Here is a 22,261-nt window from a genome sequence, read left to right on the forward strand (position 1 = left end):
CGGCCACCATGGAGGACGTGCTGGACAACCTGGCCGCCCTCGTCGCGGCGTCGTTCCTGATCGCGCTGTCCCCCGGCCCCGGCACGGCGCTGGTGCTGCGGCAGTCGGTCCGCGGACGCCGCGGCGCGCTGGCCACGGTCGCGGGCATGGAGGTGGCCGTGGCCTGCTGGGCCGTGGCGGCGGCCCTCGGCGTGTCGGTCCTGCTGACGGCCTCCGAGGTGGCCTTCCACACGCTCAGGATCATCGGCGCGGTCTTCCTGGTCCACCTGGGCGTGAAGGCCCTGCTGTCGGCCGGCGGGCGCACCCCGCCCACCACCGAGGAGCCGACGACCAGGGCGTTCCGCTCGGGCCTGATCGTCAACCTGGCGAACCCCAAGCTCGGCGTCTTCGCGATCTCGTTCCTGCCCCAGTTCGTCCCGGCCGACGGGGCGGGCAAGGGCGTGCTGCTGCTGTTCGCCCTGGTCTGGGTGCTGGTCGACACGCTCTGGTACCTGGTGGTGGTCAGCGTCCTGCACCGCCTCCGCACGTGGCTGTCCCGGCCGCGGGTGCGCCGCACCCTGGAGACCGCCTCGGGTGGCGTCCTGGTGGTCCTCGGCGCCAGGCTGGTCCTCACGCCTCGCTGGTGACCTGCTCCACCGGTGACGGCGCACGGGGTCCGCGCGGGTGGTCGAGCCGGACCTGGTGGTCGCCCCTGGCGTCCTCGTCGCGCCGCCAGTAGATCTCCGGCAGCCCCACCAGCCGCTCGTGGGTGGCGCACGCGGCCAGGTCCTCGTACTGGCCCGCGAGGACCTGCGCCCGCAGCCGCTGCACCTGCCCGGCGGTCGCCAGCTCCCCCACCAGCAGGAACGGGATCAGCAGCCGCCAGGTGGCCGCGACCACGTCGCGGCTGCGGTGCGGGGCGCGCAGGACGGCGCGGGCGACCCGGAGCGCGTGCTCGGACGGCGTGATGCGGCCCGACGACGAGTGGTCCCACGACCACCGGGCGGCCTCGGCCATCGAGCACCGGAGGCAGTCCACCGGCCCGGTGGCGGGCTCGGCGTCGCAGGCGGAGCACCTGACCAGGGTCATCGCCCAGTCGGTGCACGTCCACGAGTACCGCCCGACCTCGTCCTCCAGGACCAGTTCGGCCAGTTCGCGTTCGCCCGCACCCCCCTCGCTGAGCTGCTCGGCCGCCAGCAGCGCCTGCCAGTCCGGCAGCCAGACCTGGTCGACCAGTTCCACGCAGAACCGGCACTCGGGGTACCCGCGCCCAGCCAGGTCGCCGCACGACGGGCACGCCGAAACGGCCGCGGGTCGTTCACCGCGCCGCGCGCCGGGTGGGAACGGCTGGTGATCAGCCACGCGGAGAAAGGTACGCGCAAAAGAGCGCCGGCGCGCCGGCTGATGCCGATCAGTTGTAGCCGGCGCACCGAAACCCTGGCTATGGTCGGTCGGACAACTCAACACACGCGGGAGCTCGCGCCGGAAGCGGGCTGAGAGGGTGGTTGTGCCGAGGGGCACGGTGCCACCGACCGCTCGAACCTGACCGGGTAATGCCGGCGTAGGGAGGAAATGTCGTGACGGCACTTGACGACCGCTCGGTCCGACCATCAGTCACCACCGGCCCGATCTCGGGCTCCCGCAAGGTCTACCGCGACGCGGGCGACGGCGTGCGGGTCCCCTTCCGCAGGGTGGAACTGACCAACGGCGAGCACGTCGACCTGTACGACACTTCTGGTCCGTATACCGACTCCAACGCGACCATCGACGTCCACAGTGGACTTCCGAAGCTCAGGGCGGACTGGATCGCCGCCCGCGAGCCGGTGAACGGGGCGGTGACCCAGCTGGCGTACGCCAAGGCCGGGATCACGACCCCCGAGGTGGAGTACATCGCGGTCCGCGAGAACCTGGACCCCGAGTTCGTCCGGTCCGAGGTGGCGCTCGGGAGGGCGGTCATCCCGCTCAACCGCAAGCACCCCGAGGCCGAGCCGATGATCATCGGCAAGAAGTTCCTGGTCAAGATCAACGCGAACATCGGCAACTCCGCCGTGTCGTCGTCGATCGAGGACGAGGTCGACAAGATGGTGTGGGCCACCCGCTGGGGCGCCGACACGATCATGGACCTGTCGACCGGCAAGCGGATCCACGAGACCCGCGAGTGGATCATGCGGAACTCGCCGGTGCCGGTCGGCACCGTGCCCATCTACCAGGCGCTGGAGAAGGTCGACAGCGATCCGGCGAAGCTCACGTGGGAGCTGTACCGCGACACCGTGATCGAGCAGGCGGAGCAGGGCGTCGACTACATGACGGTGCACGCGGGCGTGCTGCTGCGGTACGTGCCTATGACGGCGAAGCGCGTGACGGGCATCGTGTCGCGCGGCGGGTCGATCATGGCCGCCTGGTGCCTCGCGCACCACCGGGAGAGCTTCCTCTACACGCACTTCGAGGAGCTGTGCGAGATCCTGCGCGCCTACGACATCACGTTCTCCCTGGGTGACGGCCTGCGGCCGGGCTCGATCGCCGACGCCAACGACGAGGCCCAGTTCGCCGAGCTGCGCACGCTCGGCGAGCTGACGCACGTCGCCCGCGCGCACGACGTGCAGGTGATGATCGAGGGCCCCGGCCACGTGCCGATGCACAAGATCGCGGAGAACGTGCGGCTGGAGGAGGAGTGGTGCGGCGAGGCGCCGTTCTACACCCTCGGACCGCTGGCCACGGACATCGCGCCCGCGTACGACCACATCACCTCCGCCATCGGCGCGGCGCAGATCGGCTGGCTGGGCACGGCGATGCTCTGCTACGTCACGCCGAAGGAGCACCTGGGCCTGCCGAACCGGGACGACGTCAAGACGGGCGTGATCACGTACAAGATCGCGGCGCACTCGGCCGACCTGGCCAAGGGCCACCCCGGCGTGCAGGACTGGGACGACGCCCTGTCCAAGGCGCGGTTCGAGTTCCGCTGGGAGGACCAGTTCAACCTGTCGCTCGACCCGGACACGGCCCGCTCGTTCCACGACGAGACGCTGCCAGCGGCCCCGGCGAAGACGGCGCACTTCTGCTCGATGTGCGGGCCGAAGTTCTGCTCCATGAAGATCACCCAGGACGTGCGGAAGTACGCCGAGGAGCACGGCCTGTCCACCGTGGAGGCGATCGAGGCGGGCATGGAGGAGAAGTCCGCCGAGTTCGGCGACCACGGGAACAAGGTGTACCTGCCGGTCGTGGAGACTTCCTGACGTGAACAACGAGACTCCACCGAGGGTCCTCACCATCGCCGGGTCCGACTCCGGCGGTGGTGCGGGGCTTCAGGCCGACCTCCGGACGCTGTTCGCCTGCGGCGTGCACGGCACGACCGCGGTCACCGCGATCACCGTGCAGAACTCGCTCGGCGTCACGGGCTTCGTCGAGATCCCGCCGGAGGTGGTGGCCGCGCAGATCGTCGCGGTGGTCACCGACATCGGGGTGGGCGCGGCGAAGACCGGGATGCTCGCAGGCGCCGGGATCATCGAGGCCGTCGCGCAGGCGTGCGACCAGGTCCACATCGGACGCTCGGGCGACGTCCCGTTCGTCGTGGACCCGGTGGCCGCGTCGATGCACGGCGACCAGCTGCTGACCGACCAGGCGCTGGAGGCGGTGCGGACGCTGCTGTTCCCGAGGGCGACGCTGGTGACGCCGAACCTGGACGAGGTGCGGCTGATCACCGGCATCGCCGTGGAGAACAGGGCCCAGCAGCGCGACGCCGCGAAGGCCCTGTTCGACCTGGGGCCGCAGTGGGTGCTGGTGAAGGGCGGGCACATGTGGTCCGACCCGGAGTGCCTCGACCTGCTGTTCGACGGCGAGGACTTCCTCGAACTGCCCGGTCCCCGCTACGACACCAAGCACACGCACGGCAGCGGCGACACGCTCGCGTCGTCGATCAGCTCCCGGCTCGCGCGCGGCGAGGACGTGCCGACGGCCGTGCGGTTCGGCAAGGACTTCGTGGTCCGCTCGGTGGCCGCGTCGTACGCGCTGGGTGCCGGGGTCGGGCCCGTGTCACCGCTGTGGAGGCTGGAGCGGCCCTGACGGCGCCGCGGCCGGGACCCGTCCCGGCCGCGGCGACCGGGCCCGCTCCGGCGGACGGGTCCGGCCCAACCGGAGCGGGCCCCGCGCGTCTCAGCAGATGTGCACCGGTACTCGCAGGACGCCCACTTCGCCGAGATCATCCTCAAGCAGCCCCTGGTCGTCCTGGCGCTGGTGCTCGGGTGCGCCACGGCGGGCGCGGCGGCCCTGGTCCTGGCGGGGTGGCGCGGCTGGCGGAGGGTGCCCGCCGTGCTGGCGGGCTGCGGCCTGGCCGTGGCGCTCGCGGTCACGCTCGCGCGGCCGGAGCTGGCGCTGTACTCCCTGTTCGACCCGATCCACTTCCCCTGCGTGCTGAACGACTTCTCGCTGGCCGACTCGATGGCCAGGCTGAACTTCCTGATGCTCGCGCCGTTCGCGTTCTTCGGCACCCTCGCGACCCGGCGGCCGGTGCCGGTGCTGGTGGCGAGCGCCGCGGTCAGCGGCTTCGCGGAGCTGTTCCAGACCGTCACCAGCGTGGGCTCGTGCGAGGCGCAGGACTTCTACAACAACGTGGTCGGCGCGGCGTGCGCCGTGGCGCTGGCCTGGCTGGTGAACCGGCTGGTCGGCGGCCGGGGCCCCGCTCCCGTCGCCGGGCACGGGTCCTCGGCGGGCTAGCGGTTCTCCTCCGCCACGATCTCCTCCAGCGCACCCAGCGCGGCGATCAGCGCGGCCTGGTGCTCCGGCGACAGCATCTCCATCCGGCGGCGCAGCTCCGTCATCCTGGCCGACCGGACCCCGGACACCATCTCCTCGCCCTCGGGCGTGGGGGTGGCCAGCCAGGCCCGCCCGTCCTGCGGGTCGGGCTCGCGCCGCACGTACCCGGCCTCCACGAGCGCCGCGACGATCCGCGACAGCGTGGGCGGGGCGACGCCCTCCTTCTGAGCCAGGTCGCCCAGCCGCATCGGACCGCAGCGGGCCAGCGTGGCGAGCGCGGACACCGCACCGGGGCCCAGGCCGGGCGAGCCCGTGCGGCGCAGCAGTCTGGACAACCTGCCGATGGTGAGGAAGAGGCGCGCGGTGGCGTCTTCGACCTCATCGGCCTTCGGGGCCGTCACGGCATGTCCTCCTCGGTGCGGCGTGGTGGAAGCGTTCAGCATCCATCATGCCGCTTCCGCCCACCAACCCCGGCGGGTGATCAGCCGTCGACCGCCGGGCTGGACGCCTGCGCCCAGAACCGCTGCGGGATCCGACCCGCCAACCGGGCCAGCCTGCCGCCTTCCACACCCGCGCGCATGGCCGCCGCCATCCGCTCCGGGTCGCGGGCCCTGGTCACGGCCGTGGCCAAGAGCACAGCCGAGCACCCCAGTTCCATCGCCAGGGCCGCGTCCGACGCGGTGCCCACACCCGCGTCCAGGACGACCGGCACCGTCGCGCGGGACACGATCAGCTCGATGTTGTGCGGGTTGCGGATGCCCAGCCCCGTCCCGATCGGCGAGCCGAGCGGCATGACGGTGGCGCAGCCGACGTCCTGGAGGCGCTGGGCCAGCACGGGGTCGTCGTTGGTGTAGGGCAGGACCACGAAACCGTCGTCCACCAACGCCTCGGCGGCGGCCAGCAGCTCGAACGGGTCCGGCAGCAGGGTCTTCTCGTCCGCCACGACCTCCAGCTTCACCCAGTTCGTCTCCAGCGCCTCCCGCGCGAGCCTGGCCGTCAGCACGGCCTCCGCCGCGCCCCGGCAGCCCGCGGTGTTGGGCAGTGTCGCGATCCCCAGCCGCCGCAGCAGCTCCAGCACACCGGTGCCGCCACCGGCGTCCATCCGGCGCATCGCGACGGTGGTCAGCTCGGTGCCCGACGCGACGAGCGCGCGCTCCAGCACGGACAGGTTCGCCGCGCCCCCGGTCCCCATGACGAGCCGGGACCCGAACTCCCGGCCTGCGATGATCAGCGGGTCGTCCACGTCATCCTCCCTGGACAGCGGTGAGCACCTCGACCGTGCCGCCCTCGGGCACGACCGTCCGCCGCCACTCCGCCCGCGGCACGACCTCGCCGTCCACGGCGACCGCGACCCCCTTCTCGGGGGCGCCGAGCAGCTCCAGCACAGCCCCGACGGTCGCCCCGTCCGGCAGGTCGCGCAGTTCGCCGTTGACCCGAGCCTTCACCGGGTTCCTCCTTCGCGCAGCAGGTCCAGCACCTTCTCGGCGGTCACCGGGGCGAGCAGCAGCCCGTTGCGGTGGTGGCCGGTCGCGGCCAGCACACCGGGTTCCAGCCACCCGATCACCGGCATGTTGTCCGGGCTGCCCGCGCGGAACCCCGCGGCGGACTCGACCAGCTCGTACTCGGCGATGCCGGGCAGCACGACCTCCGCGTCGCGCAGCAGGTCGCGCACCCCGCCGACGGTGACGGCCGGGTCGAACCCCGCCTCGTACTGGGTCGCGCCCACGACGAGGCCGTTCTCCTTCGGCACCAGGTAGACCGGGCGGCCCTCGACGTGCGCGCGCACGGTCCTCGTCGGTGGCGGCAGCGCTCCGCGCCGGGCGGCGAGCCGCAGGATCTCGCCCTTCACCGGGCGGATCACCGGTGCCAGCGCGGGGTGCAGGTCGCCGCTCCACGCGCCGGCCGCGATCACCACCACATCGCCATCCACAGTGGACAGCGAGGCTCGGCGCGGCTCGACCTCGACCCCTTCGGCGGCGCACGCCCCGCGCAGCGCGGCCAGCAGCGCCCGGTTGTCCAGCGCGAGGTCCCCCGGCACGGACAGCCCGCCGCGCACCCTCGGCCCCAGACCGGGTTCCAGCGCGCGCAGCTCGCGGCCGGTCAGCCGGTCGGCCTCCCGACCGAGGCCGCGGAGGTGCTCGCCGAGCACGTCCAGCACGCCCACGTCCGCGGAATCCAGTGCCACGGCGAGCGTTCCCTCCGTGCGCAGCCCCACGTCGCCCAGCTCGCGCGCGAACTCCGGCCACAGCGCCAACGACCGGGAGCCCAGTTCCAGCAGGTCCTCCTCGCCGGGCCACGACTCCGTGACCGGCGCCAGCATCCCGCCCGCGACCCACGAGCCCGCGGCGCGGCACCCGTCGTCGAAGACCGTGACGGCACAACCGCTCGCGGCCACCCGCCAGGCGACGGACAGGCCGATGACACCGCCACCGAGGACGGACACCCGTGGAACCAAGGCACTCACGCTCCCTGCGCCGGCATGACCCGGATCAGGTTCGACGGTCGGAGCGCACCACGCTCCCTCTCAGCCCGGTACATCCCAGGCTCCCGTGCGGACCGCCTCCACCGTAGCGCACGAATCGTTGCCGCGGTTAACGTCCTGACCGTGCCAGGACTCGACGGACCCCAGATCAGGCAGCGGCTCGCCGCCGCGAAGCTCTACCTCTGCACCGACGCGCGGACCGACCGGGGCGACCTCGCCGCCTTCGCCGACGCCGCGCTCGCGGGCGGCGTGGACGTCGTCCAGCTGCGCGACAAGGGCCTGGAGGCCAAGCAGGAGATCGCCGCGCTGGAGGTGCTCGCCGAGGCGTGCGCGCGGCACGGCGCCCTGCTGTCGGTCAACGACCGGGCGGACGTGGCGGCGGCGGTCGACGCGGACGTGCTGCACCTCGGGCAGGACGACCTGCCGGTCCGCGCGGCGCGGAGGCTGCTCGGCGACGGCGTGGCGATCGGGAGGTCGACGCACGACGCGGAGCAGGTGCGGGCGGCGGCCGTCGAACCCGGCGTCGACTACTTCTGCACCGGTCCGTGCTGGCCGACGCCGACCAAGCCCGGCCGCCCGGCGCCGGGACTGGACCTCGTGCGGGCGACCGCCGCGGACCTGCCGGAGCGCCCGTGGTTCGCGATCGGCGGGATCGACCCGGCCAACGTGGGCGAGGTGCTCGACGCGGGCGCGACGCGGATCGTCGTCGTCCGGGCGATCACGGCGGCCGACGACCCGGAGGCGGCGGCCCGAGCGCTGCGGTCCCGGCTCGGCTGAGGGCGGGCGCCGACGTGGAAACGCCCCCCGTCCCGGCGCAGGGAGCCGGAGCGGGGGGCGTTTCAGCGGGGTCGACGTCGAGGGGGCAGGGAGTCGGTTCGACGTCGGGAGCGGTCAGCCCCTGGTGAGGCTCAACCCGTAGGCCGACAGGATCTCGCCGACCGGCTGGAAGTAGGTCGTGCCGCCGGAGGAGCAGTTGCCCGAACCGCCGGAGGTCACGCCCTGGGCCTGGCTGAAGTTGGTGCCCGCGACCCACGAGCCGCCGGAGTCACCGGGCTCCGCGCAGGCGTTGGTCCTGGTCAGGCCCGACACCGTGCCCTGCGGGTAGTTCACGGTCGCGTTCTTCTGCTGCACCGTGCCGCAGCGCCAGCCGGTCGTGGAACCCGAGCGGCAGATCGACGCGCCGACGGCGGCGGACGTGGAGCCCGTCACGGTGACGTTCGAGCCGTTGTAGCGGTTGACCCACGGGCGGGAGGTCCAGTTGCTGTTCGTCGCGACCCAGGCGTAGTCGTTGCCGGGGAACGACGAGCCGCGGAACGTGCCCTGGGCGACCCGGTTGAAGCCGGTGGTGGCGTTGCCAACGCGACCGCAGTGGCCCGCGGTCACGAAGCCGCCGGACACCGCGAAGCCGACCGAGCAGCGACCGCCGCCGATGTAGTACGCGTCACCGCCGCGCGTGTCGTAGAGCGGCGTGGGCGTGTCCGTGGTCTCCGCGACGGTGACCGCGGGGCTGATGCCGCGGGCCGTGGCCAGGAAGGCCTCGGCCGCCGCGTCCCGCTTGTCGCGGTTGACCTCGACGACCACCGTGTTCGACGCGTCGTCGACGCGCCAGCTCGTGATCGAGGCCGGTGCCGACAGCGTGTCGAGCGCGGCCTTGGTGCCCGCGAGCTGCTGCTGCGAGAACCGGACCACGCGGACGTCCGCGCCGAGGGCGCGGGCGGTGTCGGACTTGGCGGAGTCGGTCGTGCCGACGGTGAGCTTGCCCGACACCGAGTCGATCCAGGCGCCCGCGAACTGGTCGCCCAGGGCGTCCTTCACCTTGGTTTCGAGCTGTCCCGAATTGGCGTCGTTGGCCAGTCGGGTGCGTGCCTGGTCGGCGTTCAGGCCGAGGTCCCGCTGGACCGCTTGGAGCAACTCGGGCGAGTAGCTCTCCGTGTCGGCGGGACTTGCCACGTTCACCGCAGCGGGACCGGCGATGGCCGGTACGCTGAGGGCAATCGCCGCGCCGGCTGCCAGCAGGGCAACTCCGGTCAGGCGGGCCGCACTCGTGCGGATCATTAGACGTCTCCCTCATCTTCGGGTGCAGGGAACCCGTGAGCTGGTTGCAGGGACCGCTCACGGGGGCCTTTAGGGGGACGGGTGGTGGGGCGGCGGCAGGGGTCGCCCCACCCTCCTCCTACTTCTTCCATCCCGTCCTCGGTGCCAAGCCCGATCGGATGAGGGTCGAGAACAGACCTCGGAAAGCCTCGGAGTGACGCGTTCGCGCGGGGTCTCCACGGTTCGCACAGCCCTCCTCCCGGTCGTCTACTGACCGGTAATCACCCGATCGAGCGACGTTATCAGCCTGTGACCTATGACGGTCGCGGCCATCTGAGGGCGAAGTGTGTCACAGCTCACGACCGTTCAACTCCGGTGCGTAGCCCTTGACTGTTAACTCTTACTCAAAGTAATGAAACGATCACCGGATCGGGAATGTTGCCAGTTGATCACTGCGGTGATCAGCCGGTTGTTCCCGGGGTCGACGGAGGCGCGGTCGTCGTCCGCTCGGTCGTCTCCGGACCGGACTGCCCGGTGGTCGACGGCGCAGGCGTGGACGGCCGCGTCGTGCCGCTCGGCGAACTCGGCCCGGTCGTCGTCGGCGGCGGCTCCGCGGTCGACGTCGTGCTCGGCGGCGCCGTGGTGCCCGAGGGGTCCGGAACGTCCGGTGTGGACGTCACCGAGGGGGCGGGCGGGGTGTCCCGGCGCTCGGTCGGCTGCCCCACGACCGCGCCCAGGCTCGTGCCCTCATCGCCCCCGGAGAGCGGGGCGCCGCGCACCCACTCGATCCCCGTGACGGCCAGCATCCCCAGCACGAACACCAGCACCGCCCCGGCCGCGACCTTGGGCCAGCGCCGGGTTCGTGACGTCTTGTCCCCTGTGTCCACTTCGGTCTCGGGAGTGCCCCCGTCGGCGTCGGTGGCCTCGCTCTCCGACGCCGTCTCGCCCGCGACGGGCTTGACCACCCACGCCTTGCTGCCGACCCGCCGCACCGACTCGCGGGTCCGTTCGATCGAGCTCTGGTACAGCGCGCCGCCGATCGTGCTGACGACGCTCGCCACGGCGGCGCCCGCGATCGTGCCCGCGACGTTCAACTGCGATCCCAGGAAGGCCGCGGTCACCGCGGCCAGCGCTCCCGCGGCGATCTGCGCGGGCTTGAGGTCCAGACCGGTCTTCTTCTCGTTCTCCTCGCTCATGATCCTCAACAGATAGGCGGTTTCCTGCTCGTCCGAACACTGGACGGGTCGGCCGCCGAACCGGTTGGCCCAACGTGAGGACGACCACGCATCATCTCCTCGTGCGCCTGGTCACGATTTCCGACATCCGGGCGGCGGCCGAGATCGTGGCCCCCGCCGTGCTGCGAACCCCGCTGCTCCCGTGCGCGTGGGGCGACCCCGACCGCCCGCTGTGGCTCAAACCGGAGAACCTCCAGCCCGTCGGCGCCTTCAAGATCCGCGGCGCCTACCACGCCCTGGCCCGCCTCCCCCGAGACGTCCGAGCGCTCGGCGTCGTCGCCTACTCCAGCGGCAACCACGCGCAGGCCGTCGCCTACGCCGCGAAGCTGTTCGGCGTGCCCGCGGCGATCGTGGTGCCCGACGGCACGCCGCAGGTCAAGATCGACGCCACGCTGTCGCACGGCGCCGAGGTCCACGTCGTACCGGTGACCGAGCGCGAGTCCCGCGCCCGCTACCTCGCCCACCAGCGCGGATCGACGCTCATCCCGCCCTTCGACCACGTCGACGTCATCGCCGGGCAGGGCACCGCGGGCCTGGAGGTCGCCGAGGACCTGCCCGACGTCGAGACCGTCCTGGTGCCCGTCAGCGGCGGCGGCCTGATCGCGGGCGTGGCCGTGGCGATCAAGGCCCTCTGCCCGGACGCGCGCGTCATCGGCGTCGAGCCCGCGCTGGCCGCCGACGCCGCCGACAGCCTCCGCGCGGGCCGACGCTCCGCCTCCTGGCCGCCCGCGCTGCGCGCCAGGACGATCGCCGACGGCCTGCGCGCCGAACCGTCCGAGCTGACGTTCGGGCACATGCGCGAACTGGTCGACGGGATCGTCACCGTCACCGAGGACGAGATCCGCGCCGCCGTGGCCCTGCTCGCCAACCGGTCGCGGCTGGTCGCCGAGCCGAGCGGCGCCGTGGCCGTCGCCGCGTACCTGAACCGCCGCGCCGAGCTGCCGCTGGGCAGGACGGTGGCCGTCGTGTCCGGCGGCAACCTCGACCCGGCGCTGCTGGCCGAGCTGCTGGCGGTCTAGCGCCGTCAGGCCCGCACGTGGGTGGGCGGCGCGTCGACGCCGCAGGAGTGGCAGTCGCCCGGTCCCGGCCGCTCCGGGTCGGGGCGCGGGGTGTCGCGCATCGTCGAGTTGTCCGTGCCGAGGGCGAGCAGGCCGCCGAGCGCCGCGGCGGCGGCGCAGATCAGCAGGGCCCTCTGCCAGCTCGCGGTCATGGCGACGGGGTCGGTGTAGCCGGTGCCGGTGAGGCCCGAGAGAGCGGGCAGGGCGGCCACGGCGACGAGGCTGCCGGTGCGGGCCACGGCGTTGTTGACGCCGGACGCGACGCCGGCGTGGCGGTCGGGGGCGGCGGCCAGGACGGTGGCCGTCACGGGGGCGACGACGGTGGCCAGGCCGAGGCCGAAGACGGCGATGCCGGGCAGGACACCGGTGAGGTAGGTCGCGCCGGGCTCGGCGTTGCGGAGCAGGAGCATCCCGGCGGCGACCAGGAGCGGGCCGACCACGAGCTGGGCGCGGGGGCCGACGCGCTGCGCGAGCCTGCCGGAGCGGGCGGACAGGAGCAGCATGACGACCGTGATCGGCAGGCCCGCCAGCCCGGCCGCGGTCGGCGAGTAGTCCAGCGACACCTGGAGCTGGAGGATCATCAGCACCATCACGCCGCCGAGCGCGGCGTACACCAGGAACGTCAGCGCGTTGGCCAGCACGAACGTCCGGTTCGCGAAGAGCTCCGGCGGCACGAGCGGCGTGCGGCCCCTGGCCTGGAGCAGGCCGAAGGCGACCAGGCCCGCGATGCCGACGACGGCCGCGCCGACCACGAGGGGGTCACCGGCCCCGCGGGCCGGGGCTTCCACGAGGGCGCCGGTGACGCCCGCGAGCCCGAGGGCTCCGACGACGGAGCCGAGGACGTTCGGGTGGCCGGTCAGGGTCTCGTCGCGCGACTCCGGCACGTACCGGCGGGCCATCCACACGCACACCAGCGCGATCGGCACGTTGATCAGGAACGCCAGCCGCCACGACCCGGCCTGCACGAGCAGCCCGCCCGCGAGCGGGCCGACGGCCGCCGCGATGCCGCCCAGGCCAGACCACGCCCCGATGGCTCGCGACCGGTCCTGGCGGGCGAACGTCGACTGGAGGATCGCGAGCGAGCCCGGCGTCAGCAGCGCGCCGCCGACGCCCTGGAGGATCCGGGCGGCGACCAGCAGCTCCGTCGTGGGCGCGAGGCCGCACAGCAGCGACGCCGCGCCGAACCACAGGACGCCGAAGGTGAAGACCCGGCGGCGGCCGTACCGGTCGCCGAGCGACCCGGCGACCAGGATCAGCGCCGCGAGCGACAGCAGGTACCCGTTGAGGATCCACTGGAGGCCCGCGACCGACGCGTCCAGCTCCTCGCCGATCTTCGGCAGGGCGACGTTGACGATCGTGCTGTCCAGCATCGCCATGCCCGAGCCGACGATGGTGGTCGCCAGCACGGCCCTGGCCCTCGGCGTGCCCCAGACGATCACTTCGGTGGTCCCCACGGCGTCATTGTGACCCCGTTCGGCCGCTCGGGCTGCGCCGGGACGACGTCCCCGGTATTCGGAATCCCTATGGGTCGACGGGGATCGGTCGCGTGTTTTTCACCCTTTGAGACGCCTCGGAGGACTGGCGGCCAGTTCGTCGGGAGCCGAAGCCCCAGCCGGACGTGGTGCGTCGACGTGTCCCGGACGAGCCGAAACCGGCGGGCGACCCCGGTCGGAATCGGGGCGCACCCGACCGGGAAGGTCTCCTGATTCGACGGCACCGGGAAGGTCCGACGGTTTCGAAGTCCATCGTCAAACCGGATAGGCGAATTTGTGTCACATTGCCCGAAAGGTCGCGGCACCGCGTCAACCGGATCGATCTGACCAGCGTCGACACTGGTTATTACCATTCCACCGAATGGCCGCCCGGCGCGGGGAAAAGCCGCCCCGCTCGTGAGCGGGGCGGCTCTCCGGTAAAACCGGAAATCAGCCCGCGGGCCTGTTCAGCGTGGCCACGAACTTGTACCGGTCCCCCCGGTACACGCTTCGCACCCACTCCACGGGATTGCCCTCGGTGTCGAACGAGTGCCGCGACAGCAGCAGCATCGGCAGGCCGATGTCCGCGCCGAGGAGCTCGGCCTCCTCGGGACTGGCCAGCGCGGTCTCGATCGTCTCCTCGGCGTGACCCATCTCGACGCCGAACCGCTCGCGAAGCACCTGGTAGAGCGAGGTTCCAGGGGCGAGGTAGCGGCGGAGGCCGCGGAAGCGGCCGAGCGCGAGGTGGGTCGTCTCGATGGCCATCGGCTCGTCGTCGGCCAGCCGCAGGCGGTGCAGCCTGAGCACCTTGGCGCCCGCCCGGACGCCGAGGAACCTGGCCAGCTCCGCCTCCGCGGGCAGCTCGGACGCCTCGATCAGGCGTGACGACGGCTTGCGGCCCTGCGCCCGCATGTCCTCTGTGTACGAAGACAGCTGGAGGCGCTGCGCGACCTTGGGCTCCGCCGCGAAGGTTCCCTTGCCCTGCACCCTGAGCAGCCGTCCTTCGACGGTCAGCTCCGCAAGCGCTTGGCGCACCGTGGTGCGGGAAACGTCGAAGTCAGCGGCCAGGGACCGTTCGGTCGGAATGGGGGATCCCGGCGGCAGCGCGCGCAACAGGTCCAGCAGGTGCCGCTTGAGTCCCCAGTACTTCGGCTCGCGTTGCGCACGAGACCTGGCGTCCACGCCTGCTCCAGGCGTCGTCTCCAGCATGGCCTTCCTCCTCGTACAGCATCGCGGCTCCACCCACAGGATGCCTTGTCCGCGCCGGATCGTGCGTTCGAACCCCCGACAAGCCATAGGAAATTCGTCGGATGACTTTGCAACGTCTCGGCAACGTCCTTGACAGGGGCTGTGGCGCGGCACACTCTAGGCCGCATTGGTCTACACCACTTGGCTGGTCCCGGTCGACGGTTGACCGGGCTTCTGAAAGGGCGCAAACGTGAAGGGCTGGAGAGGACTTGCCGTTGGTGCCGCCGCACTGGCGGTAACCGTGGCCGGATGTGGCACGAGCCCGTCGGGTACGACGGCCGCTGAGTCGAGCGGCCCGAAGACCCTGACGGTCTGGCTGATGGACGGCTCCGCGCCGACCACGCTGACCGACGCCTTGCACAAGGAGTTCCAGGACTCGAACAAGGACGTCACGGTCAAGTACGAGGTCCAGAAGTGGGGCGGCATCCAGGAGAAGCTGACCACCGCGCTGACCAGCAACACCCCGCCGGACGTCATCGAGCTCGGCAACACCCAGACGCCGAAGTTCGCGTCCGAGGGCACGCTGCTCGACCTGACCGGTGACGCCGCCAACCTCAACGGCGGCGAGTGGCTCGGCGGCCTCAAGGACTCCCTGACGTGGGAGGACAAGCAGTACGGCCTGCCGTTCTACGCGTCGAACCGCACCGTCATCTACCGGACGGACCTGTTCGAGGCCGCGGGCATCACCGCGCCCCCCACCTCGCGCGACGAGTGGCTGGCCGCGATCGAGAAGCTGAAGACCGCCAACGCGTCCAACCCGGACTTCCAGGCGCTCTACCTGCCGGGTCAGTCCTGGTACTCCCTGCTGTCGTTCATCTGGGACGAGGGCGGCGACGTCGCGAAGAAGGACGGCGACAAGTTCGTCGGCACGCTGGACAGCGCCCAGGCCAAGGCGGGCGTGGACTTCTACAAGAAGCTCGTCGACGCCTCCGGCACCAAGGCCCCGAAGGACACCGACGAGGCCAAGCCGCAGCAGATGGAGGTCTTCGGCACGGGCAACGTGGCGATGATGATCGGTCTGCCGTGGGAGCTGGGCGGCGCCGTCAAGGCCAACCCGGACCTGGAGAAGAAGACCTCCGCGTTCCCCGTCCCGTCCAAGACCGCGGGCAAGACCGCTCCCGTGTTCCTCGGCGGCTCGAACCTGGCCATCCCGGCCGGTAGCAAGAACGTGGACCTGGCCAAGGGCTACCTGAAGCTGCTCAGCAGCAAGAAGTACCAGGACCAGCTCGGCGCCGCGGGCACCGTGCCCGGCACCTCGAAGGACACCGCTTCGCTGTCGGCCAACCCGGTCGGCAAGGCGCTCGCCGCCTCCTCGGTCAACGGCAAGGTCACCCCGGCCACGCCGAAGTGGGCCGCTGTCGAGGCCGGTCAGAACCCGCTGAAGGACATGCTCACCGCGTACCTCACCGGCGCGAAGAGCCTGGACCAGGCGACCGCTGACGCCAACACCGCGCTCAACGCGTTGCTCGGCGGCTGACGACCAGCGATGACGGCCGTTGAAACGACCGACGCCGCGGTGCCGGTGAGGAACTCCTCACCGGCACCGCGGCGTGCCGTTGCGGGCGGCGCGAGGCGCCGCCGGGGTAGCGCCTTCGACCGGCTGCTGCCGTACCTGCTGCTGGCCCCCGCCGTGCTCGGCATCCTCTGGCTGATCGGTTTTCCGGTCGTCTCGGTGGTGGTGACCAGTTTCCGCAAGCTCGACCTGGGTGAGCTCGTCCGGGGCGAGATCGTCTGGGTCGGCCTGGACAACTACACCAAGGTCCTCTCCGACCCGCGCTTCTGGGAGATCACCGTCCGCACGGTGGTCTTCACGGCCGCCGTGGTGGCCGCGTCCGTGGTCGTGGGCCTCGCCATCGCGCTGCTGATGCGCCAGCTCAGCACCCCGATCCGCATCCTGCTCCAGGTCTGCATGCTGCTGGCGTGGGCGATGCCGATCATCGCGTCGACCACGGTCTACCAGTGGATCTTCGACCAGCAGTACGGGATCCTGAACAAGATCCTGGTGAAGCTCGGCTTCGACTTCGCCGGGTACTCGTGGTTCTCCACGGGCACCGCGACCCTCTCGGTGATCGGGCTGCTCATCGTCTGGCAGGCGATCCCCTTCCTCGCCTTCTCCCTGTACGCGGGCGTCATCGGCGTCCCCGCCGACCTCTACGAGGCGGCGGGCATCGACGGCGCGACGGCGTGGCAGACGTTCCGCGCGGTCACGTGGCCCGAGCTGAAGCCCCTGCTGATGATGGTGACGTTCCTGTCGCTGCTCTGGGACTTCAAGGTCTTCACCCAGATCTGGGTGTTCAAGGAGGGCGGGCCGAGCGGCGGTTCCACGACGCTGCCGGTCCTCCAGTACCTGGAGGGCATCTCGCAGAGCCACTTCGGCGTGGCCGCGGCGGTGAGCGTGCTCATGGTCGTCATCCTGACCCTGCTGACGGTGACCTACCTGCGGAAGCTGCTCCAGACCCAGGAGGGCAAGCTGTGAACGCGAAGAAGGTGTCGGCGAACGTCGTCGCGGTGCTGATCGCCGCGTTCTTCGCCTTCCCCACCTACTGGATGGTCACGACGGCCCTCAAGCCGAAGAAGGACCTGCTCTCCAGCGACTTCGACCTGATCCCGTCGTCGGTGACGAACAGCAACTTCGTCACCGCGTGGACCAAGCCGGGCTTCCTCCAGTCGCTGGGCAACAGCCTGCTCGTCTCGCTGTCCGCCGTCGTGGCGGCGCTGGTGATCGGCCTGCTGGCCGCGCTCGCGCTGTCCCGCATGCGCTTCCGCGGCCGCAAGGGCTTCGTGATGCTCATGCTGGTCGCCCAGATGGCGCCGTTCGAGGCTCTGCTGATCCCGATGTTCCTGATGATGCGCGACCTCGGCCTCTACGAGCAGCTGTCGTCGCTGGTCCTCATCTACTTCGCGGTGACGCTGCCGTTCTGCGCGTGGACGTTGCGCGGTTTCGTGAACGGCATCCCGATCGAGCTGGAGGAGGCCGCGATGGTCGACGGCTGCGGCCGGTGGGGCGCGTTCCGGCGCGTCACGCTGCCGCTGCTCGGCCCCGGCCTCGTGGCCACGTCGGTGTTCGCGTTCATCACGGCGTGGAACGAGTTCCTGTTCGCCAAGGTCATGGTCCGCGCCGAGGACAAGGAGACCCTGCCCGTGTGGCTGAGCGGCTTCCAGTCCGCGTTCGGCACCGACTGGGGCGGCGCGATGGCCGCGTCCGCCCTGTTCACCGTGCCCGTGCTCGTGTTCTTCCTCATCGTCCAGCGGAAGATGGTCACCGGTGTCACCGCCGGTGCCGTGAAGGGATAGAGAGCGCATGTCGCTGCACCGGCTCGCGGCCGCCGTACTGCTACCGGGTTTCCACGGGACCACCGCTCCGGACTGGTTGCTCGAGCGCGTGACCGGCGGGTTGGGCGGCGTCGTGCTGTTCGGCCGCAACGTCGTGGACGACGAGCAGGTCACCGCGTTGAACGCGCAGCTGCGCGCGGCGCGCGGCGACGTGGTCATCGGCATCGACGAGGAGGGCGGGGACGTCACCCGCCTGGACGCGGGCAAGGGCTCGGAGGTGCCGGGCAACCACGCGCTGGGCGCCACCGGCGACGTGGACCTGACCAGGCAGGTGGCGGCCAGCATCGGCGCCCGCCTGGCGGCCTGCGGCGTCACGGTCAACCTGGCGCCTTCGGCGGACCTCGTGCTCACCCTGGACGACCCGATCATCGGCGTCCGGGCGTTCGGCTCGGACCCGGTCGTCTCGGGCGAGCACGTGGCGGCGTTCGTGGAGGGCCAGCAGGTCTACGGCGTGGCGGCGTGCGCCAAGCACTTCCCCGGCCACGGCGCCTCCACGGCCGACTCGCACCGGGAACTGCCGGTGCTGCCCAGGACCGTCGCGGAGCTGAACGCGGTGGAGCTGGTGCCGTTCCGCGCGGCCGTCGCGGCCGGTGTCCGCTCGATCATGACCGGCCACCTGGTCGTCCCGGAGTGGGGCGAGGCCCCGGCCACCCTGAACCCGAAGGCCGTCGCGGTCCTGCGCGACGAGCTGGGCTTCACCGGCGCGATCATCACCGACGGCCTGGACATGAAGGCCGTGGGCGGCGACCTCGCCCAGGGCTCCGTGCGGGCGCTGGCCGCGGGTGTGGACGCCCTCTGCCTCGGTGGCGAGCCGCTGGACGACGACGGCCTCCAGCGGCTGGTCGACAGCATCGTGGCCGCCGTGGAGGCGGGTGAGCTGTCCCGCGAGCGCCTGGAGGAGGCCGCGGCCCGCACCGCGGCGCTGGGCGCCCCGCCCGCGCAGGTCGAGGGCCACGACGCCGAGATCGGGCTGCTGGCGGCCCGCAGGGCAGTCGAGGTGACCGGTGAACTGGTCATTACCGGTCCAGTGCTGGTGGTCGACCTGGTCGTGGCACCGTCCGAAGCCGTCGGCGAGGTGCCGTGGGGTCTCGGCCCGTACCTGACCGACCTCCTCGACGGAACGGAAGTGCTGGCCACGGCCTCGGCGAGCGCCGAGCAGATCGCCGGGGTGGCCGACGGCAGGACCGTGATCGTGGTGACGCGGGAGGCCCACCGCCACGCCTGGGCTCGCGATCTGGTCACCGACATGCTTAAAATTGGTCTGGACCTAGTGCACGTCGAAACCGGCGTGCCCGGCCCCGACCTGGGCACAGTCGCCCGCGTGAACACCCACGGCGGTTCACGGGTGTGCCTGCGCGCCGCGGCAGAGCGCATCGCCTCCAGCCGCCTCTCGACCACCTGACAGGGGTTTATTGGGATGACCGAGCAGCAGCCCGGCAGGCACATGGCAGCGGAGATCGCGCAGCAACCGGCGATCTTCTCCGGCCTCATCGAGCGGCGCGCGGAGATCGCCGAGGTCGCGGCGGTGGTCCGCGAGCGCGCACCCCGGTTCGTCCTCTTCGCGGCCAGGGGCTCCAGCGACCACGCCGCCCTCTACGCGAAGTACCTCACCGAGGTCCTGCTGCAACTCCCGGCAGGCCTGGTCTCCCCGTCCACCACCACGCTCTACGGCGGCAAGCCCGACCTGCGCGACGTGCTCGTGGTGTCGGTCAGCCAGAGCGGCGGCTCCCCGGACCTCCTGGAGGTCACCCAGGCGGCCCGCGCGCAGGGCGCGCTGACCGTGGCCGTCACGAACACCTCGGACTCCCCGCTCAACGGCGCGGCGGAACTCTCGGTGGACGTCGGCGCGGGCGTGGAGCACGCGGTGGCGGCGACCAAGACCTACTCGGCGACGCTCCTGGCCCTGTACCTGCTCTTCGACGCCATCCGCGGCGGCGACGGGAAGCACGCGGCGAACCTCGGCGACCTCGCCCGGTCCACCCTCGACGCCTCGACCGACGCGGTGACCGAGGCCGTGCGCCGCTACCGCTTCGTGGACCGCGTGCTCACCACGGGCCGGGGCTTCTCGCTGCCGACCGCGCTGGAGGCCGCGCTGAAGCTCGCGGAGACCAGCTACCTGGGTGCCCGCGCCTACTCGGGCGCGGACCTCCTGCACGGTCCGGTGGCCGCCGTGGACGGCGAGACGGCCGTCCTGGCGGTGACCAGCACCGGCAAGGGAGGCGACGCCCTGCACGAGGTCCTGGACGTGGTCCACGGGCGCGGCGCGGACGTGCTGGCCGTGGGGTCGGCGGCCGACAAGGTGTCGGCGGCCCTGCGCATCCCGGTGGCGGAGACCGCCGAGGAGGTGGCCCCGATCCTGGAGATCCTGCCGATCCAGAGCCTCGCCCACGGCCTGGCGCTGGCCCGCGGCGGCGACCCGGACAGCCCGAGGGGTCTGAAGAAGGTCACCCGCACCCGCTGAGCGCACCGACGAGGGCGGGGTCTCCGGTGGAGGCCCCGCCCTCGTCGTTCGAGCCGGGAGGCCCGCGACGAAACGGGGGCCTGGCGACCCCGAGGTCACCAGGCCCCGTGAGGGCGGAGCTCACTGACCGGCGGTCGCGTACCCCACGGCCGCGGCCACCACGGCGCCCGCGTCGGCGTCGAACACCACCCGCCCGTCCACCCACACCTTCCGGGGGTTCAGGTCCTCGTCCCACCAGACCAGGTCGGCCACGGCGCCGGGCGCCAGCCGCCCGAGCCCCGACTCACCGATGGCCTCGGCCGGGATGATCGTCGCGGAGGCCAGGGCGTCGGCCACGTCCACGCCGACCGACACGATGTTCCGCACGGCCCGGTCCAGCGTCAGGGCGCTGCCCGCGATGGTGCCCTCGGGCGAGCGGGGCACGCCGTCCTCGGTGAGCAGCACGTCGGCCCCGCCGAGCTGGTAGCGGCCCGGCGGCATCCCGGCCGCGGCGACCGCGTCCGTGACCAGGGCGACCCGGTGCCCGGCGGCGTTGAACACCAGCCTGCACACGTCGGGACCCACGTGGGCCAGGTCCGCGATCAACCCCAGGGTGAAGCGCTCGTCCACCAGCGCCACGCCGGGCACGCCCGGCTCGCGGTGGCCCAGCGGGCGCTGCGCGTTGAACAGGTGCGTGACCATCCGCGCACCGGCGTCGGCCGCCGCGCGGGTCTGCGACCCCGTGGCGTCGCTGTGCCCGACGGCGACCAGGACCCCGGCCTCGGACAGCCGTCGCACGGCCTCCATCCCGCCGGGCTGCTCGGGCGCGAGCGTCACCATCCGCAACGCCCGCCGCAGGGTCTCGTCGGCCAGGAGCTGGTCGATCTCCTCGACGCCGGGTTCGACCATCAGCGCCGGGTCGTGCACCCCCGGCCTCTTGGGCGACAGGAAAGGCCCCTCGAAGTGCACGCCGAGCGGCCGGGCTCCCACGCCCTCGGGCAGGGCCGCGGAGGCGGCCAGCACCGCGCGGGCCTGCCGGATGGCCACCGGCACGGGCGCCGTGATCAGCGTGGGCAGGAACCGGGTGACCCCGGTCTGCGGCAGCGCTTCGGCGACGACCCTCATGCTCGCGGTGTCCACTTCGGCGAAGTCGACTCCGACCGCCCCGTTGATCTGGATGTCCACCAGACCGGGCGTGAGCAGTCCGTCGGCCAGCACTTCGGCGCCCACCGGCGGTTCACCGGCGACCACCTCGACGATGCGCCCGGCCCGGATTCGCACGTAGGCGGGACCGGTGATGGTGCGACCGAGTAGTGCTCGCGGGGCTGCGACAACCGTGTCCAAGGTCCCTCCTCAAATGGTCCAGACCATTATGGCGGCAAAGCACTGGTTTAGTCACGCTCGGTCGAAAGATAACCAATTAGACCATCACTGAGTGAAAGATCGCCATGGCTGGACCACGCGGACCCCACACCGATGTCTCATACTGGACACCAGACATCCGAGGTCTACTACCGAGTCGAGGGTGCCGTGGCAGTCACGGACGACGCGATCCTGCGTGTCAAAGAGATGATCGTGAGCGGGGAGCTGAAGCCGGGCGACCGCCTTCCGCGCGAAGCGGACCTGGCTGAGCGGCTGGGACTGTCGCGGAACTCCCTCCGCGAGGCCGTCAAGGCCCTGTCACTCGTCCGAGTGCTCGACGTGCGGCAGGGCGACGGGACGTACGTCTCCAGCCTGCGCGCGGACGACCTCCTCGGAGCCCTGTCGTTCGTGCTGGACCTGCACCGCGGCGAGGACTCGGTCCTGGAGGTCCTCCAGGTGCGGCGGATCCTCGAACCGGCGGCGTCCGCGCTCGCCGCCCAGCGGATCACCCCGGAGGAGGTCGCCGTCCTCCGAGCGATGTGCGACGCGGGCGAGAACGCGAAGTCGGTCGAGGAACTGGTCGAGCACGACCTGGAGTTCCACCGCGCCATCGCCCGCGGCTCCGGCAACGCCTACCTGGCCCAGCTGCTGGACACCCTCGCGGGCCCGACCGTCCGCGTGCGGATCTGGCGCGGCATAGCGCAGGCGGGCGCGGCCGAGCGCACCATCGCCGAGCACCGGGCGATCGTGGACGCGCTGGCGCTGCGGGAAACCGAACTCGCCCGCTCCTGGACCACGGTGCACGTCGCGGGAGTGGAGCAGTGGCTGTCCGACCTGGCCTAGCCGTGGGGCGCCGGTCCCGGCGCCCC

At 72.0% G+C, this 22,261-nt stretch carries 22 protein-coding genes and 1 riboswitch; of the genes, 12 read left to right on the forward strand and 10 right to left on the reverse strand.

The features are described 5' to 3' along the window. Positions 1 to 17 precede the first annotated feature (17 nt). On the forward strand, positions 18 to 626 hold the full coding sequence (locus VFZ92_RS23790) for a LysE family translocator (protein ID WP_330878224.1): 609 nt from the start codon (positions 18 to 20) through the stop codon (positions 624 to 626). Here VFZ92_RS23790 and VFZ92_RS23795 read toward each other — a convergent pair. Next, complete coding sequence (locus VFZ92_RS23795; RefSeq protein ID WP_330878225.1) at positions 610 to 1,341, reverse strand: hypothetical protein; 732 nt, start codon at positions 1,339 to 1,341, stop codon at positions 610 to 612. The two genes, VFZ92_RS23790 and VFZ92_RS23795, sit on opposite strands and share 17 nt — an antisense overlap. Before the next feature lie 215 nt (positions 1,342 to 1,556). Between VFZ92_RS23795 and thiC the strand changes: the two genes are divergently transcribed. From thiC to VFZ92_RS23810, 3 genes are all read left to right on the forward strand, one after another. Continuing rightward, positions 1,557 to 3,212, forward strand: coding sequence for a phosphomethylpyrimidine synthase ThiC (gene thiC / locus VFZ92_RS23800; RefSeq protein WP_330878226.1), 1,656 nt, complete (start codon positions 1,557 to 1,559; stop codon positions 3,210 to 3,212). Position 3,213: 1 nt separating this feature from the next. Next, positions 3,214 to 4,038, forward strand: a complete 825-nt coding sequence (thiD, locus tag VFZ92_RS23805; RefSeq protein WP_330878227.1) for a bifunctional hydroxymethylpyrimidine kinase/phosphomethylpyrimidine kinase — start codon at positions 3,214 to 3,216, stop codon at positions 4,036 to 4,038. A gap of 99 nt (positions 4,039 to 4,137) precedes the next feature. Then, entirely contained in the window at positions 4,138 to 4,689 is a 552-nt protein-coding gene (locus VFZ92_RS23810) for a VanZ family protein (RefSeq protein ID WP_330878228.1), read from the forward strand. Here VFZ92_RS23810 and VFZ92_RS23815 read toward each other — a convergent pair. The 4 genes from VFZ92_RS23815 to thiO all read right to left on the reverse strand — a co-directional run bounded on the left by VFZ92_RS23815 (position 4,686) and on the right by thiO (position 7,171). Next, positions 4,686 to 5,129 (reverse strand): MarR family transcriptional regulator, encoded by a 444-nt coding sequence (locus VFZ92_RS23815; protein ID WP_330878229.1) that lies wholly within the window; start codon positions 5,127 to 5,129, stop codon positions 4,686 to 4,688. The two genes, VFZ92_RS23810 and VFZ92_RS23815, sit on opposite strands and share 4 nt — an antisense overlap. Positions 5,130 to 5,209: 80 nt before the next feature. After that, the gene (locus VFZ92_RS23820; RefSeq protein WP_330878230.1) at positions 5,210 to 5,971 is read right to left on the reverse strand and encodes a thiazole synthase; all 762 of its coding nucleotides are present in this window, start codon (positions 5,969 to 5,971) and stop codon (positions 5,210 to 5,212) included. Between the two features lies 1 nt (position 5,972). Beyond that, positions 5,973 to 6,173 (reverse strand): sulfur carrier protein ThiS, encoded by a 201-nt coding sequence (gene thiS, locus VFZ92_RS23825; RefSeq protein WP_330878231.1) that lies wholly within the window; start codon positions 6,171 to 6,173, stop codon positions 5,973 to 5,975. Beyond that, the gene (gene thiO, locus VFZ92_RS23830) at positions 6,170 to 7,171 is read right to left on the reverse strand and encodes a glycine oxidase ThiO (protein ID WP_330878232.1); all 1,002 of its coding nucleotides are present in this window, start codon (positions 7,169 to 7,171) and stop codon (positions 6,170 to 6,172) included. The genes thiS and thiO overlap by 4 nt, the downstream gene beginning before the upstream one ends. A 6-nt stretch (positions 7,172 to 7,177) precedes the next feature. Beyond that, a riboswitch (TPP riboswitch) is annotated at positions 7,178 to 7,289 on the reverse strand. A 44-nt stretch (positions 7,290 to 7,333) separates the two neighbouring features. Between thiO and thiE the strand changes: the two genes are divergently transcribed. Beyond that, positions 7,334 to 7,987, forward strand: a complete 654-nt coding sequence (gene thiE, locus VFZ92_RS23835) for a thiamine phosphate synthase (RefSeq protein WP_330878233.1) — start codon at positions 7,334 to 7,336, stop codon at positions 7,985 to 7,987. A 114-nt stretch (positions 7,988 to 8,101) separates the two neighbouring features. Here the strand turns inward: thiE and VFZ92_RS23840 are convergent, their stop codons facing one another. Further along, the gene (locus tag VFZ92_RS23840) at positions 8,102 to 9,160 is read right to left on the reverse strand and encodes a S1 family peptidase (RefSeq protein WP_330878234.1); all 1,059 of its coding nucleotides are present in this window, start codon (positions 9,158 to 9,160) and stop codon (positions 8,102 to 8,104) included. Positions 9,161 to 9,705: 545 nt separating this feature from the next. Continuing rightward, complete coding sequence (locus VFZ92_RS23845) at positions 9,706 to 10,440, reverse strand: hypothetical protein (protein WP_330878235.1); 735 nt, start codon at positions 10,438 to 10,440, stop codon at positions 9,706 to 9,708. A gap of 101 nt (positions 10,441 to 10,541) precedes the next feature. Between VFZ92_RS23845 and VFZ92_RS23850 the strand changes: the two genes are divergently transcribed. Further along, a complete protein-coding gene (locus VFZ92_RS23850; protein ID WP_330878236.1) occupies positions 10,542 to 11,498 on the forward strand; it encodes a threonine/serine dehydratase in 957 nt (318 codons plus the stop codon). A gap of 5 nt (positions 11,499 to 11,503) precedes the next feature. On the opposite strand, the gene VFZ92_RS23855 is transcribed toward VFZ92_RS23850, so the two are convergent. Together VFZ92_RS23855 and VFZ92_RS23860 are read right to left on the reverse strand one after the other, a co-directional pair. Then, positions 11,504 to 12,991 (reverse strand): MFS transporter, encoded by a 1,488-nt coding sequence (locus VFZ92_RS23855; protein ID WP_330878237.1) that lies wholly within the window; start codon positions 12,989 to 12,991, stop codon positions 11,504 to 11,506. Between the two features lie 468 nt (positions 12,992 to 13,459). Beyond that, complete coding sequence (locus VFZ92_RS23860; protein ID WP_106185379.1) at positions 13,460 to 14,218, reverse strand: GntR family transcriptional regulator; 759 nt, start codon at positions 14,216 to 14,218, stop codon at positions 13,460 to 13,462. Positions 14,219 to 14,447: 229 nt separating this feature from the next. Here VFZ92_RS23860 and VFZ92_RS23865 point away from each other — a divergent pair, with 229 nt between their 5' ends. Genes VFZ92_RS23865 through VFZ92_RS23885 form a run of 5 tightly spaced genes read left to right on the forward strand, consistent with a single transcriptional unit; the run spans position 14,448 to position 20,051 of the window. Continuing rightward, complete coding sequence (locus tag VFZ92_RS23865; RefSeq protein ID WP_330878238.1) at positions 14,448 to 15,734, forward strand: sugar ABC transporter substrate-binding protein; 1,287 nt, start codon at positions 14,448 to 14,450, stop codon at positions 15,732 to 15,734. A gap of 9 nt (positions 15,735 to 15,743) precedes the next feature. Beyond that, a complete protein-coding gene (locus tag VFZ92_RS23870; RefSeq protein WP_330878239.1) occupies positions 15,744 to 16,733 on the forward strand; it encodes a sugar ABC transporter permease in 990 nt (329 codons plus the stop codon). Beyond that, positions 16,730 to 17,551 carry a carbohydrate ABC transporter permease gene (locus VFZ92_RS23875; RefSeq protein ID WP_259624355.1) on the forward strand — a complete coding sequence of 274 codons (822 nt, stop codon included), beginning with the start codon at positions 16,730 to 16,732 and terminating at the stop codon, positions 17,549 to 17,551. The genes VFZ92_RS23870 and VFZ92_RS23875 overlap by 4 nt, the downstream gene beginning before the upstream one ends. Before the next feature lie 7 nt (positions 17,552 to 17,558). Continuing rightward, on the forward strand, positions 17,559 to 18,992 hold the full coding sequence (locus VFZ92_RS23880; protein ID WP_330878240.1) for a glycoside hydrolase family 3 protein: 1,434 nt from the start codon (positions 17,559 to 17,561) through the stop codon (positions 18,990 to 18,992). A 15-nt stretch (positions 18,993 to 19,007) separates the two neighbouring features. Continuing rightward, entirely contained in the window at positions 19,008 to 20,051 is a 1,044-nt protein-coding gene (locus VFZ92_RS23885) for an SIS domain-containing protein (protein WP_330878241.1), read from the forward strand. Positions 20,052 to 20,171: 120 nt separating this feature from the next. Here VFZ92_RS23885 and nagA read toward each other — a convergent pair whose 3' ends face one another. After that, positions 20,172 to 21,374 carry an N-acetylglucosamine-6-phosphate deacetylase gene (gene nagA / locus VFZ92_RS23890; protein ID WP_330878242.1) on the reverse strand — a complete coding sequence of 401 codons (1,203 nt, stop codon included), beginning with the start codon at positions 21,372 to 21,374 and terminating at the stop codon, positions 20,172 to 20,174. A 186-nt stretch (positions 21,375 to 21,560) separates the two neighbouring features. On the opposite strand from nagA, the gene VFZ92_RS23895 reads away from it, so the two are divergent. Further along, positions 21,561 to 22,235, forward strand: a complete 675-nt coding sequence (locus VFZ92_RS23895; protein ID WP_330878243.1) for a FadR/GntR family transcriptional regulator — start codon at positions 21,561 to 21,563, stop codon at positions 22,233 to 22,235. Positions 22,236 to 22,261 lie beyond the last annotated feature (26 nt).

Origin of the sequence: Umezawaea sp. (assembly GCF_036375055.1) — a bacterium.
GTDB lineage: Bacteria > Actinomycetota > Actinomycetes > Mycobacteriales > Pseudonocardiaceae > Umezawaea.

Bases quoted from the DNA above. Each gene is read 5' to 3' on its own strand.
- VFZ92_RS23880 (WP_330878240.1), top strand. From the start codon at position 17,559: ATGTCGCTGCACCGGCTCGCGGCCGCCGTACTGCTACCGGGTTTCCAC.
- VFZ92_RS23845 (WP_330878235.1), bottom strand. From the start codon at position 10,440: ATGAGCGAGGAGAACGAGAAGAAGACCGGTCTGGACCTCAAGCCCGCG.
- VFZ92_RS23870 (WP_330878239.1), top strand. From the start codon at position 15,744: ATGACGGCCGTTGAAACGACCGACGCCGCGGTGCCGGTGAGGAACTCC.
- VFZ92_RS23885 (WP_330878241.1), top strand. From the start codon at position 19,008: ATGACCGAGCAGCAGCCCGGCAGGCACATGGCAGCGGAGATCGCGCAG.
- VFZ92_RS23860 (WP_106185379.1), bottom strand. From the start codon at position 14,218: ATGCTGGAGACGACGCCTGGAGCAGGCGTGGACGCCAGGTCTCGTGCG.